At 66.8% G+C, this 12,897-nt stretch carries 10 protein-coding genes; 6 read left to right on the top strand and 4 right to left on the bottom strand.

What is annotated here, in order from left to right:
* The first annotated feature begins 54 nt into the window (after window positions 1–54).
* Both L1F06_RS03780 and L1F06_RS03775 read left to right on the top strand, forming a co-directional pair.
* Window positions 55–1,404, top strand: coding sequence for an MATE family efflux transporter (locus L1F06_RS03780; protein WP_129482828.1), 1,350 nt, complete (start codon window positions 55–57; stop codon window positions 1,402–1,404).
* Window positions 1,405–1,438: 34 nt separating this feature from the next.
* Complete coding sequence (locus tag L1F06_RS03775; RefSeq protein WP_129482827.1) at window positions 1,439–1,894, top strand: DUF2214 family protein; 456 nt, start codon at window positions 1,439–1,441, stop codon at window positions 1,892–1,894.
* A gap of 61 nt (window positions 1,895–1,955) precedes the next feature.
* Here the strand turns inward: L1F06_RS03775 and speA are convergent, their stop codons facing one another.
* The 4 genes from speA to L1F06_RS03755 form a co-directional block, all read right to left on the bottom strand.
* Window positions 1,956–3,869: an arginine decarboxylase gene (gene speA / locus L1F06_RS03770; protein WP_129482826.1), complete on the bottom strand. Its 1,914-nt coding sequence runs from the start codon at window positions 3,867–3,869 to the stop codon at window positions 1,956–1,958.
* Between the two features lie 122 nt (window positions 3,870–3,991).
* Window positions 3,992–4,363, bottom strand: a complete 372-nt coding sequence (locus L1F06_RS03765; RefSeq protein ID WP_003242637.1) for a translation initiation factor Sui1 — start codon at window positions 4,361–4,363, stop codon at window positions 3,992–3,994.
* Between the two features lie 341 nt (window positions 4,364–4,704).
* Window positions 4,705–5,241, bottom strand: coding sequence for an NUDIX hydrolase (locus L1F06_RS03760; RefSeq protein ID WP_129482825.1), 537 nt, complete (start codon window positions 5,239–5,241; stop codon window positions 4,705–4,707).
* Window positions 5,241–6,299 carry a DUF2333 family protein gene (locus tag L1F06_RS03755; RefSeq protein WP_003242633.1) on the bottom strand — a complete coding sequence of 353 codons (1,059 nt, stop codon included), beginning with the start codon at window positions 6,297–6,299 and terminating at the stop codon, window positions 5,241–5,243. Before L1F06_RS03755 ends, L1F06_RS03760 begins: the two co-directional genes overlap by 1 nt.
* Before the next feature lie 257 nt (window positions 6,300–6,556).
* Here L1F06_RS03755 and L1F06_RS03750 point away from each other — a divergent pair, with 257 nt between their 5' ends.
* The 4 genes from L1F06_RS03750 to aroQ all read left to right on the top strand — a co-directional run bounded on the left by L1F06_RS03750 (window position 6,557) and on the right by aroQ (window position 12,869).
* Complete coding sequence (locus L1F06_RS03750) at window positions 6,557–8,170, top strand: response regulator (protein WP_003242632.1); 1,614 nt, start codon at window positions 6,557–6,559, stop codon at window positions 8,168–8,170.
* 199 nt (window positions 8,171–8,369) lie between these two features.
* On the top strand, window positions 8,370–10,334 hold the full coding sequence (locus L1F06_RS03745; RefSeq protein ID WP_129482824.1) for a methyl-accepting chemotaxis protein: 1,965 nt from the start codon (window positions 8,370–8,372) through the stop codon (window positions 10,332–10,334).
* Window positions 10,335–10,491: 157 nt separating this feature from the next.
* Window positions 10,492–12,279, top strand: a complete 1,788-nt coding sequence (locus tag L1F06_RS03740) for a protein-disulfide reductase DsbD (protein WP_129482823.1) — start codon at window positions 10,492–10,494, stop codon at window positions 12,277–12,279.
* Window positions 12,280–12,422: 143 nt separating this feature from the next.
* On the top strand, window positions 12,423–12,869 hold the full coding sequence (aroQ, locus tag L1F06_RS03735) for a type II 3-dehydroquinate dehydratase (RefSeq protein ID WP_003242624.1): 447 nt from the start codon (window positions 12,423–12,425) through the stop codon (window positions 12,867–12,869).
* The last annotated feature ends 28 nt before the right edge of the window (window positions 12,870–12,897 follow it).

Here is a 12,897-nt window from a genome sequence, read left to right as displayed (position 1 = left end):
GCGTGCGCGGCTCGTCAGCCCGAGCCTATAATCGGCGTTTTGTCGGAGCCGCCCATGTTCGCCCTGCTCGACGCCTGGCGCCACGCCCCCACCCAACGCAAGGTCTGGGCGTTGGCCGCACCGATGATCCTGTCCAACCTCTCGGTGCCCATGGTGGCACTGGTCGATACGGCCGTGGTCGGTCACCTGCCGCACGCCCATCAACTGGCGGCGGTGGCGGTGGGCGGCAGCCTCTATACCCTGCTGACCTGGGCCATGGGCTTTCTGCGCATGGGCAGCACGGGCTTCGCCGCCCAGGCGGCGGGCCGCGGCGATGGCGGTGCGCTGCGTCAGGTGCTGGTGCAGGGTCTGAGCCTGGGCGTGCTGCTGGCCCTGCTGCTGAGCCTGCTGGCCTTGCCGCTGAGCAATGCCGCGCTGCATCTGATGCAGCCCTCCGCCGAGCTGGATACGCTGGCGCGGCAGTACTTCCAGATCCGTCTGTTCGGCCTGCCCGCCAGCCTGGCCAGCTACGCCCTGGTCGGCTGGCTGCTGGGCACGCAGAGCGCCCGTGGCCCGCTGGCCATTCTGCTCACTGCCAACCTGCTCAACGTCGCGCTGGACCTGCTGTTCGTGCTCGGTCTCGAATGGGGCGTGGCCGGCGCGGCCTGGGCCTCGGTAATCGCCGAATGGAGCGGCGCCCTGCTCGGCCTGTGGCTGGCCCGTGGCGCGCTCGCAGGCTTTCCCGGCCGTCTCGATAGCCGCGCGCTGCGGCACTGGAGCAGCTGGCGCCCACTGCTGGCGGTCAACCGCGACATCTTTATCCGCACCCTGGCCCTGCAGCTGGTGTTCTTTCTCGTCACCGTGCAGGGCACGCGCCTGGGCGACGCCACGGTGGCGGCCAATGCCCTGCTGCTCAACGGCCTGACCCTCACCGCCTACGCCCTCGACGGCCTGGCGCATGCCGTGGAGGCCCTGTGCGGTCACGCCCTGGGCGCCCGCGACCGCGACGCACTGCGCCGTTCACTGCTGGTGGCCGGCGCCTGGTCGCTGCTGGCCAGCGCCGGCTTCGCCCTGTTCTTCCTGCTCGGCGGACACTGGTTCGTCTGGATGCTGACGGACATCGCCGAAGTGCGCGAACTGGCCCTGAGCTACCTGCCGTACCTGGCCCTGCTGCCGCTGCTGACGGTGTGGAGCTACCTGCTCGACGGCCTGTTTATCGGCGCCACTCGAGCCAGAGAAATGCGCGACGCGATGCTCATCGCCCTGGCCCTGAGCCTGCCGCTGGGCTGGTGGCTGCAAGGCCTGGGCAATCACGGGCTGTGGTTGGCATTTCTGGCCTTCATGGGACTGCGCAGCCTGGTGCTGGCTGGCTATGCTTGGCAGCTGTCGCGGCGCGACCTGTGGTTCGCCCGAGCCGACCGCTGATCCGCCCTCCGCCCGTCTGCCGCAAGGAGCTCCCATGGCCGCCGCCTTCGTCGCCTATCTGCACTTTCTGTCGATCTTCGCCCTGTTCGCCCTGCTCAGCGTCGAGCACGTGCTGTTCAAGACGCCGCTGGATCTGCGCCGTGCGCGCAGCCTGATGCTCACCGACCTGGCCTACGGCATCTGCGCCGTTCTGGTGCTGGCCACCGGGGTGGCCCGGGTGCTGTGGTTTGGCAAGGGCGTCGCCTATTACATGGGCAACGGCCTGTTCCACGCCAAGGTGGGGCTGTTCGTCCTGGTCGGCTTGCTGTCGATCCTGCCCACCGTGGTGTTCATCAAATGGCGCGGCGCGGTGAAGGCCGGCCAGGTGCCCGAGCCGAGCCCCCGGCAGGTGACCCTGGTGACCTGGAGCATCCGCCTCGAACTGCTGCTGTTGCTGGCCATCCCGCTGCTGGCCGCGCTGATGGCGCGCGGCTACGGGATGATCGGCTGAACCCTCGGCTCGATGCGCACGGCGCACCCTGCTGCAGGGTGTGCCGCACGCACCATAGTGCTCAGGAAGCCAGGTAGGAAGAGCGGGTCAGACCCAGGCGCAGGGCATCGAGGAACTGCGTACGCTCGCGGGCGCTGATGCGGGCGCTGGCCACCTTGTCGCGGTAGTGGGTCATCAGCTCCTCGGGCGACAGGTGCACGTAGCGCAGCATGTCCTCGATGGTGTCGTGGGTCTCGATGCCGGCATGCACCACGCTGCCGTCGGCCGCCTGGTAGATGTTCACCGAGTCGGTATCGCCGAACAGGTTGTGCATGTCGCCGAGAATTTCCTGGTAGGCGCCGACCAGGAAGATGCCCAGCACATAGTCCTCACCCTCGCGGATCTCGTGCACCGGCAGGCTGGTCTCGATGGACTGCTCGTCGACGTACTGGCGGATCTTGCCGTCGGAGTCGCACGTCAGGTCCTGCAGCACCGCGCGGCGCAGCGGCTCCTCGTCCAGGCGCGACAGCGGCAGGATCGGCAGGATCTGGCCGATGGCCCAGGTGTCCGGCAGGCTCTGGAACACCGAGAAGTTGCAGATGTACTTGTCGGCGAGCTTGTCGTTGAGTTCGTCGAGCACCGCACGGTGCGAGCGCTGACGGGCCTTGAGCTGGTTGTGCAGGCGACGGCAGATGGCGAAGTAGCACTGCTCGGCCAGGGCCTTCTGCGCCAGGCTGAGCTTGCCGGCCGAGTACTGCGCGGCCACTTCCTCGATGTAGTGGGTGGCGCGCCAGTAGGTCTCGGCGACCATCTCCGGGTCGCTGTCTTCCAGTAGTTCGATCAGCACCTGCAGCACTTCCGGCTGTTCGGCGCTGGGATCGATCTCCGGCACCTTGTCGTTGTGCCGCTCGACGTCGGTGACCTGCACCAGCAGCACGGCGTGGTGCGCGGTCATCGCCCGGCCGCTCTCGGAGAAGATGTGCGGATGGGGGATTTCCTGGCGGTCGCAGAATTCCTTGAGCATGTCGACCACGGCATCGGCGTAGTCCTGCATGTCGTAGTTGATCGAGCTGGCGTTGCGCGAGTGGGTGCCGTCGTAGTCCACGCCCAGACCGCCGCCGACGTCGATGTGATCGACCGGCAGGCCCATGGCGCGCAGTTCGCCGTAATAGCGGATGGCTTCGCGGAAGCCCTTGCGATAGTCGGCGATGTTGGCGATCTGCGAGCCCATATGGAAGTGCAGCAGGCGGATGCCCTGGTCCAGCCCGGCGGCCTTGAAACGCTCGACCACCTGCAGAATCTGCGCGGCGGACAGGCCGAACTTGGACTTCTCGCCGCCCGTGTCGGCCCACTTGGAAGATGCCAGCGAAGACAGGCGCACGCGCAGACCGATCTGCGGCGCGACCTTGAGCTCGGCCGCCTCCTCGATCACCAGGCGCACCTCGGATTCCTTCTCGATGACGATGAACACGTTGTGGCCGAGCTTCTGCCCCATCAGCGCCAGGCGGATGAACTCGCGGTCCTTGTAGCCGTTGCAGACGATGGTGCCGCCCTTCGGCGCCAGCGCCAGCACGGCCAGCAGCTCGGGCTTGGAGCCGGCCTCGAGGCCGATGGAAACATTCTGCGTGGCGATGATGTTCTCGATCACCGCCTCCTGCTGGTTGACCTTGATCGGGTACAGCGCGGTGTAGCGGCTCTGGTAATCCAGGCGCGCGATGCTGGCGTCGAAGGCCCCGGTCAGACGGCGCACGCGATCCTGCAGGATGTCCGGAAAGCGCACCAGCAGGGGCAGCGACAGGCCGCTCTGGCGCAGTTCGTCGACCTGATCGTAGAGGTCGATGGGCGGGCTGTCCGGGCCGTTGGGACGCACCTCGATACGACCGGCGTCATTGATCGAAAAATAGCCGGCGCCCCAATGGCGAATGCCGTAGACACTACGGCTGTCGGCTACGGTCCACTGGCTGCCGTCGTCTTTGCGGGTGCGTCGTGCGGACATCGGGTTCTCCCATGAGAGTGAGTCTGGCCTCGTAGACGGCCAGCCTGGAAATTAAGGGTGCAAGATGACGTTTGCTCGGCGGTTGACCGCATGAGCACCATCGAAGTTTAGGAAATGGAGCTTCAGCCGCCGGACTTCTTCGCGGTAAAACCGCGCTTGCTCAGTTCGGCCAACAGCAGTTCGACATGATCGCCCTGAATCTCGATCACCCCGTCCTTGAGCGCGCCGCCGGTACCGCAACGCTTCTTCAGCGCACTGGCCAGCTCCTTGAGCGGTTCCTCGGCCAGCGGCACGCCGCTGACCGTGGTCACCGTCTTGCCGCCACGGCCCTTGGTTTCACGGCGTACGCGGGCGATACCATCGCCTTCGGGAATGCGCGTCTGTTTGCAGATGCAGGCATCCACCGGCTGGTTGCAGTCCGGGCAATGGCGACCGCCATCGGTGGAGTAGACGAGACCGCTCAGGGCGGAAAATGACGAAGCTTTCTTGACCACCGGCTTGTCCTCGTAGGGGTCAGGATAGCGACTGGCCGACGGGCGTCGACCGCGAAGCCCCACTCAGGCAGGGGCAGCGCAAGCGGACAGACGTCCGCCGAAAAGGTCGCGCAGTGTAACGGCAAAGGCGGCGCTTGCTAAGTATGAATTTGCGTCATTGTGCGGCACTTTGGCGACGCCGTTCGCCATCGTGCATGCGGCGCTCGGAATCCGCGACGCCGTAGGGTGCGCCGTGCGCACCAAGGCCCTGCATCCGAGGCAAGGCGGTGCGCACAGGAGCTAACACAACCACCCTCTCCCGCATGCGGGAGAGGGCCATCAGCCGTCCGCAAGCGGCCTGTTTATGGCCTTTTTATGTAGCGCTCCAACGCCGCCAGCGAATCCGGGCAATACGGCAGGTAGCGGGTTTCTTCCAGCGCCTGCTCGACGCTGATAAAGCGCGCTTCCAGCACTTCCTCCGGCTGCAGCACCAGGGGCGCGTCGGATACCGCCGAGTAGGCCATGCACCACAGCCGGCTTTCCGGTGCGTCATAGAGAAAGTGCGCGTGCTCGGTCAGCTCGGCATCGACGATACCCAGTTCCTCGGCCAGCTCGCGCTGGGCCGACAGCAGGTAGTCCTCGCCCTCGAGCACCATGCCGCCGGCCGCCACGTCCCAGTAACCGGGATACAGCGCCTTGCTCAGGGTGCGCCGATGCACGCAGAGCAGGCCGGCGGAGTTGAACAGCAGGATGTAGGTACCGCGGCCGATCAGGCCGCGCTCGCGCAGTTCGGCCCGCGACACGCCACCGAGCGGTCGGTCGTGCTCGTCGACCCAGGCCACCCGCTCGCTGTCGGAGGCAGCGCGATGCGCGGCCTCGGCGGCCGAGATCGCGTCCATCAACCCTGGCTCAGCAGCTGACGCAGATCGATGATCGCGGCGTTGGCGCGCGAGATGTAGTTGGCCATCACCAGCGAGTGGTTGGCGAGAATGCCGTAGCCGCTGCCGTTGAGCACCATCGGGCTCCACAGGGTGGCCTGCGCCGCCTCCAGCTCACGAATGATCTGGCGTACGCTGACGGTGGCGTTCTTCTTCGCCAGGACGTCGGCGAAATCCACCTCGACGGCACGCAGCAGATGGGCGAGCGCCCAGGCCTGACCGCGCGCCTCGTAGAACACGTTGTCGATCTGCAGCCAGGGCGTTTCGTACACCCCGCCCTCGACTTCCTTGAGACCGGAATCCGGCGGCAGCACCTCGGTGTTCAGGCGCACCTGGCCGACGCTGGCGGACAGCCGCTGCGACAGCGACCCCAGACGGGTGCCGGCATCGCCCAGCCAGTTGTTGAGGTTATCGGCGCGGGTATAGAACTGCGCGTTCTGCTTGCTGGTGTCGGCCAGGCGGCTCAGGTAGCGGTCCAGCGCCTTGATGCCCTCACGGTACTCGGATTCCGAGGCCGGCAGTGCCCAGCTCTTGTTGTCGAAGTGGAAGCGCGGCTCGGCCTTGGCCAGATCCGGGTCCTCGGTGGACTGCGACTGCGAGCGGGCGAAATCCTTGCGCAGCGCGCGGGAGAAGTCGCGCACCTGCACCAGTACGCCGTATTCCCAGCTCGGCATGTTGTCCAGCCACAGGCCGGGCGGCGCCAGGTCGTTGGACAGGTAACCGCCGGGCTTGTCCAGCAGGGTGCTGGCCACCTCCTTGAGGGTTTCCACCGTGGTGTAACCGCTGACCAGTTGGCGCTGCGCCTGCTGCGCCGCGGCCTGGGCATGCTGCTGCACCGCGAAGGCCGCCGGCTCCTGACTCCAGTACCAGCCGACCACCAGCGCCACCAGCAGATACACCCCCAGCAGGCCGCCGAGCGCGCGGCCGATCAGGCTGGCGCCGCCGCGCTCGCGCCCCAGGTTCGCGGTATTGTCGGTACCGTCGGGCGAGCTCGCCGCGCGATTCTTCCAGTCCAGCATGACAGTGTCCTTTTCAAGCGAATTCGAATATTCGACCGCGTCCCGCAGCACGGGTTGCGACCTGCTCCGCACTATAAGGCAAGCCTGCCGCAAAACGCAGGGCGTGGGCGCAAACTTACCGCCGGTAGAGAAAAACCACCTTTCTGTCGCTTATTCGACAGAAATACCGCCGTCAATTGATCGACGGCACTGTCAGCTCCGCCAGCAAGTGATAGCATCAAGCCACCACTGACTCCCTGTCATATAGAAGTCGGCCAATGACCGAGCACCTAGATCCCAGTCGCGACCGCCTCAAGCATCACTTCGCCCAGCGCGTGATCCATCAGGCACGCCAGGTGCTGGAAGTCTGGCAGCGCCTGCAGCGCAGCGAATGGAACGAAGCCGGCATGGCCGAGCTGAGCGAGGCCAATCTGCGCCTGCTGCGCTACGCCGAGCGTTTCGAGCAGATCGAGCATGCGCAGCTGGCGCAAAGCATCGGCGCCAGCCTCGACGAGGTGCTGGAAAACCGCGGTCGCCTCAACAGTACCCTGATCGCCCGTCTCAATCAGGCCATGCAGCGCCTCTCGCGTACCGGCCTGCGGCATAGCGATGCCTTCGAACAGACCTTCCTGCCGCCGCTGCGCAAGCCGGTGTATCTCGCCCTGCAGGATGCCCAGCGCGCCGAGCGTCTGGCCCAGCAGCTGGAGTTCTTCGGTCTGGCGGCACAGGCGCTGAACGACGAGCGCGCCTTCCGCGCCGCCATTACCGAACGTCACCCGGCGGCCATCGTCATGGACGTCGACTTCGCCGGCGCCGGCCTCGAGCTGGCTGGCTCGGTGCAAGAGGGTCTGGAGCAGAAGATTCCGCTGCTGTTCTTCAGCCACTGCGACACCGACACCCCGACCCGCCTGGCCGCGGTGCGCGCCGGCGGCCAGGAGTTCTTCACCGGCTCGCTGGACGCCTCGAGCCTGCTCGAACGCATCGAGGTGCTGACCCACGTCTCGCAGTACGACCCGTACAAGGTGCTGATCGTCGACGATTCCAAGGCCCAGGCGACCCACACCGAGCGCGTGCTCAACAGCGCCGGCATCCTCACCCACACCCTGACCGAGCCGATCCAGGCGATGGACGCGCTGGCGGAATTCCAGCCCGATCTGATCATCCTCGACATGTACATGCCCGAGTGCAACGGCACCGAACTGGCCAAGGTGATCCGCCATAACGACCGTTACGTCAGCGTGCCGATCATCTACCTGTCGGCCGAGGACGACCTGGACAAGCAGCTCGACGCCATGAGCGAGGGCGGCGACGATTTCCTCACCAAGCCGATCAAGCCGCGTCATCTGATCGCCACCGTGCGCAACCGCGCCGCCCGTGCGCGCAACCTCAAGGCGCGCATGGTGCGCGACAGCCTGACCGGTCTGTACAACCACACCCACACCCTCCAGCTGCTCGAGGACGCCTGCTTCCGCGCGCGCCGCGACGAGCAGCCGCTGGCCTTCGCCATGCTCGATATCGACCATTTCAAGAAGGTCAACGACACCTATGGCCACCCCATGGGCGACCGGGTGATCAAGAGCCTGGCCCTGTTCCTCAAGCAGCGCCTGCGCAAGACCGACCATATCGGCCGTTACGGTGGCGAGGAATTCGCCGTGGTGCTGCCCGATACCGACGAACAGTCGGCGCTCAGGGTGCTGGAAGAGATTCGCCAGCGCTTCGCCGAGATCCACTACCCGGCGCAGCCGCAGGATTTGTCCTGCACCTTCAGTTGCGGCATCGCCATGCTGCAACCGGGGCTCGATGGCAATGCGCTGTCCAAGCGCGCCGACGAGGCGCTGTACACGGCCAAGCATGGCGGCCGTAACCGGGTGGAGCTGTACCGAAGCAGCTAGCAGGACCTCACCGGCAGATCCGCCGCCCGGGCCGCCGGAGTTGCGCGCCCCCATCCGGACCGCCCCAGCGCAAAGCGTGACGGCTGCTGGCGACTCGGCGCCGTGACAGGCAAAACGTGACCCAGCGCACAGCGTCATCAGCCTGTAACCAAACCGCAATAAGCTCGCGCGCATCGTTAAGCCGTCGATCGAGCCTGCCATGCGCCTCAAGCTGCTCACCAACCTCAATACCCTGCTGCTGGTCACCGTCTGCGTCGCCCTGGCGGCGACCCTGTGGTGGTCGCAACGTGCGCTGCAGCAGCCGGTGCAGTTGATGGAGCGTTACCTGACGCTGTCGCAGCAGTTCCAGCGCGAGGTGGCCGACAACATCCAGGCCTACCTGGCCAGCGGCAATGCCGTGCAGCACAGCACGGCGACCCAGGCCATCGACACCTTCGAAACCTCCCTCGAACAACTGCCGCGGCAACTGGCCGACGAGCTGCGGCCCAGCCTGGAGCAGCTGCGCGACTTCAGCGCCAACCAGTTGCTGGCCGCCGGCAAGCTGGCCGGCGACCCGCAGGGCCTGCTGCTGCAGGCCGAACGCGAGATGCTCGCCGCGCTGGAACAGCTGAGCCAGTACGTCGACAGTGCCAGCAGCCCGAGCGCGGCCAGCTATCGCAAGCCGTTGCAGGAAGCCGGCTCGCGCCTGCTGAAGCTGGCGCACGCCCGCGAGCGTTTCATCAGCCAGGGGCGCAGCGAGCTGCTCGGCGATGTCGAGCGCGAGCTCAACGCCCTCGGTCAGCAGGTGCAGGCCATCGACGGTCTGCCGCTGCTCGGCGTGCAGCAGGCCGACAGTTCCGCCAGCGTCGGTTTCGCTGCGCTGCTCGGGCTGGACGATGCTCAACAGCAACAGCAGGCCGAAGATCGCGGCGTCGAGCTCAAGCGCGAGCTGGCCAACCTGGTACGCCGCTACCCGAGCGAACTGCAACGCACCCGCGAACTGGTCGAACAACGCCAGCAACTGGCCCTGGCCACCGCCCAGCGGGTGGACCAGCTGCAGCAGGCGCTGGCCGCGCTGGAGCCGGTGGTGAAGGCCGAATACGCCCGCATCCAGGGCGAAGTGCGGCTGATCCAGGGCCTGATGATCGGCCTGATCCTGCTTATCGCTCTGGTCATCGACCGTATCCAGCGGCGCCTGTCGCAGGTGCTAGGGCGTCTGGTGCCGGCGCTGTCGCAGTGGGCCAGCGGCGACTTCGGCACGGCGATCAGCATCGACTCGCGCACCCGCGAGCTGCGCGATATCGAGGACTCGCTCAATCACCTGCGCCGCTACCTGGTCGAGCTGGTCGCCAGCATTCGCGGCCATGCCGAACAGGTCGCCGGCTCCAGCCGCACCCTGGCCGAGCTGAGCGGCGGCCTGCATGCCGGCGCGCAGCGCCAGGCCGGTGACACGGCGCTGATTCGCGACGCACTGGGCGAGCTCGAAGCGACCATCAGCCAGGTGGCGCAGGATGCCAGCCAGACCGCCGATGCCAGCCGCGACGCCGGCCGCGCCCTGGAGCAGGGCCAACGCGTCATCGGCCAGAGTCTCGAGGGCCTGCATGCGCTGGTCGGCGAAGTGCAGGACAACGCCCAGGCCATCGAGCGCCTGGCCGACGAGACCGCCACCATCGGCAGCGTGCTGACGGTGATTCGCGGCATCGCCGAACAGACCAACCTGCTCGCCCTCAACGCCGCCATCGAGGCCGCGCGGGCCGGCGAGGCGGGCCGCGGCTTCGCCGTGGTGGCCGATGAAGTACGCTCGCTGTCGCAGCGCACCGGCAGCGCCACCGCAGAAATCCAGGAAGTGATCGGTCGCCTGCAACAGGCCGCCCACCAGTCGGTACAGGCCATGCGCGCGCAGGTCGAGCACGCCGAGGCGACCGCCGGCAAGGCCGAGGCGGCCGATGGCGCGCTCGACGAGATCGTCTCGGCCATCCGTACCATCGCCAGCATGGCCGAGCGCATCGCGGGCGCGGTTGCCCAGCAGAGCAACGCCGTGAGCGAGATTCGCGAGCATGGCGAACGCATCCATCAACTGGGCGACGACAACCTGCAGCGCATCGGCCAGGGCCGCGCCCAGGGCGAGAATCTGCTGCACCTGGGCGGCCAGCTGCACAGCGCCGTGCAGGCGTTTCGCGTGTAGCGCCCTGCGACACGACAGCGCAGGCCGGAACTCGACGAAAGCTGCCCTCTCCAAGGCTCCGCCCATCGCCGGCATTCGACGCTCCGGCGCGGCGATGACAATGCGGTTGGGCGCTTTCCGGTATCATGCCGCCACCTTTCGCCGAGATATTCGCCTGATGTCACTGCGTCGACTGTTGCTTCCCCTGCTTCTGCTCTGCCTGAGTCTGCCCGCCAGCGCCAATCTGTTCGATCAGCGCCCGGCCGCGTCGCCGCTTGGTGCGCCGCTGAACAACAGCAGCGATTTCCTGCCGGTGCGTGAAGCCTTCAAGCTGAGCTTGGTCGACAGCGACGCCCAGGCGGTGACCCTGCGCTTCGTCGCTGCCGAGGGCTATTACCTCTATCGCCACCGCTTCAATTTCAGCGTCGAGCCGGCCGATCTGGTCCTCGGCGAGGCCGAGCTGCCCGCCGGCCAGGCCAAGCACGACGAGTTCTTCGGCGATGTCGAGGTCTATTACGGTGTGCTGGATATCCGCCTGCCGCTGGACAACCCGGAGCAGCGCCCGCTGCGCCTGCAGGTCGGCTATCAGGGCTGCGCCGACAAGGGCCTGTGCTATCCGCCGGAGACCGAGTTCATCGAGATCGGCGAGATGCCCGCCACCGCCGACACCGGCCGCCTGACGCCCCTGGGCGCAACGGCAGCGGCCTGGAACTGGAAGGAGCTGGCCCTGTTCTTCCTCGGCGGCCTGGCGCTGACCTTCACGCCCTGCGTGCTGCCGATGCTGCCGATCCTCTCCGGAGTGGTACTGCGCGGCCAGTTCGGCGGCATGCGCGGGCTGACCCTGTCGCTGGCCTACGTACTGCCGATGGCCCTGTGCTTCGCCATTCTCGGCACCCTGATGGGACTGTTCGGCGCCGGCCTCAATCTGCAGGCGCGCCTGCAGTCGGCCTGGGTACTGGTGCCCTTCGCCGCCTTCTTCACCGTCTTCGCCCTGGCCATGTTCGGCCTCTTCGAGCTGCGCCTGCCGCGCGCCATCAGCGACCCGCTGGATCGCCTGGCAAGCAAGACCCATGGCGGCTCGCATCTGAATGCCGCCCTGCTCGGCGTGCTCTCCAGCCTGCTGGTCAGCCCCTGCGTATCGGCGCCCCTGGCCGGCGCCCTGCTCTATATCAGCGCCAGCGGCGATGCCCTTGGCGGCGGCCTCAGGCTGCTCGCCCTGGGCCTTGGCATGGGCACGCCGCTGGTGCTGTTCGCCGTCGGTGGCGGCGCGCTGCTGCCCAAGACCGGCACCTGGATGGTCAGCGTGCGCAATGCCTTCGGCGTGCTGCTGCTGGCCGTCTCGGTGTGGCTGCTGGAGCGCGTGCTGCCAGGCAGCCTCAGCCTGGCACTATGGGGCCTGCTGGCCGGTGGTGTGGCGGTGTTCCTCGGTGCGCTGGAGTTCGGCCCCAAGACGCACCGGCAGAAGCTTGGCCAGATCGCCGGACTGGCGCTGCTGGTCTATGCCCTGGCCGCCTGGGTCGGCGCGCTGCAGGGCGCGAGCGATCCGCTCCGGCCGCTCGGCCAGTTGCAGGCCGGCAGCGGCGCGGTGAGTGCCAAGAGCGGTGCCTGGCAAACCCTGAGCAGCCCGGCCGAGCTGGACGCAGCCCTGGCCGAGGCGAAGAACGCAGGCCAGCCCCTGCTGCTGGACTGGTATGCCGACTGGTGCATCAGTTGCAAGGTCATCGAGCGCGAAGTGTTCGGCAATGCCGAGGTGGGCAGCAAACTGGCCGGCTGGCGCCTGATCCGCTTCGACATCACCGACAGCAACCCCGCCCAGCGCGCCCTGCTCGATCGCTACCGCCTGTTCGGCCCTCCCGCCATTCAGCTGTTTGCCGGCAATGGTGACGAATTGCTCGATCTGCGTGTCGTAGGTGAGGTCGATGCCGCCACCTTCGCCGCGCGTCTGGATCAGGCCAGCACGCGCTAGGCACCCTGCTTAGCCTGGCAACGACCAGATCTGCCGCTATAGTCATATTTCTGCCGCAAACGCCGGGCATCGTGTCGGCTATTGCCGACATCGAAGCAGCTACGGCATAGTCCGGCGCAGCTCGAACAACAAGGAACGCGATCATGGCCACCCTTCTGGTGCTGCACGGCCCCAACCTCAACCTGCTGGGCACCCGCGAGCCCGACAAGTACGGCGCCACCACCCTCGCCGAAATCAATCAGGATCTGGAGCGCCGCGCCCGCGAGGGCGGCCACCATCTGCTGCATCTGCAGAGCAACGCCGAGTACGAGCTGATCGAGCGCATTCATGCGGCGAAAAGCGAAGGTGTCGACTTTATCCTGATCAATCCTGCCGCTTTTACCCATACCAGCGTCGCATTACGTGACGCATTGCTGGCGGTGAGCATCCCATTCATCGAAGTGCACCTGTCCAACGTGCACAAGCGTGAACCTTTCCGCCATCACTCCTACTTTTCCGACGTTGCCGTAGGGGTGATTTGCGGCCTTGGCGCCAGCGGTTATCGGCTGGCCCTGGAAGCGGCACTCGAACAACTGACCGGGCGCGCCTGACGCGCAGCCTGGTAGACAAGTCCTACCT

The organism is Pseudomonas hydrolytica, assembly GCF_021495345.1.
In the GTDB taxonomy this organism is placed as follows: Bacteria; Pseudomonadota; Gammaproteobacteria; order Pseudomonadales; family Pseudomonadaceae; genus Aquipseudomonas; species Aquipseudomonas hydrolytica.
Note: the sequence above shows the minus strand (reverse complement) of the source record. Positions and strands in the feature narration are given on the sequence as shown.

What these genes read in the sequence shown, in the direction of transcription:
- L1F06_RS03780 (WP_129482828.1), top strand. Translation starts at nt 55, where the DNA reads ATGTTCGCCCTGCTCGACGCCTGGCGCCACGCCCCCACCCAACGCAAG.
- L1F06_RS03775 (WP_129482827.1), top strand. Translation starts at nt 1,439, where the DNA reads ATGGCCGCCGCCTTCGTCGCCTATCTGCACTTTCTGTCGATCTTCGCC.
- speA (WP_129482826.1), bottom strand. Translation starts at nt 3,869, where the DNA reads ATGTCCGCACGACGCACCCGCAAAGACGACGGCAGCCAGTGGACCGTA.
- L1F06_RS03760 (WP_129482825.1), bottom strand. Translation starts at nt 5,241, where the DNA reads ATGGACGCGATCTCGGCCGCCGAGGCCGCGCATCGCGCTGCCTCCGAC.
- L1F06_RS03755 (WP_003242633.1), bottom strand. Translation starts at nt 6,299, where the DNA reads ATGCTGGACTGGAAGAATCGCGCGGCGAGCTCGCCCGACGGTACCGAC.
- L1F06_RS03750 (WP_003242632.1), top strand. Translation starts at nt 6,557, where the DNA reads ATGACCGAGCACCTAGATCCCAGTCGCGACCGCCTCAAGCATCACTTC.
- L1F06_RS03745 (WP_129482824.1), top strand. Translation starts at nt 8,370, where the DNA reads ATGCGCCTCAAGCTGCTCACCAACCTCAATACCCTGCTGCTGGTCACC.
- L1F06_RS03740 (WP_129482823.1), top strand. Translation starts at nt 10,492, where the DNA reads ATGTCACTGCGTCGACTGTTGCTTCCCCTGCTTCTGCTCTGCCTGAGT.
- aroQ (WP_003242624.1), top strand. Translation starts at nt 12,423, where the DNA reads ATGGCCACCCTTCTGGTGCTGCACGGCCCCAACCTCAACCTGCTGGGC.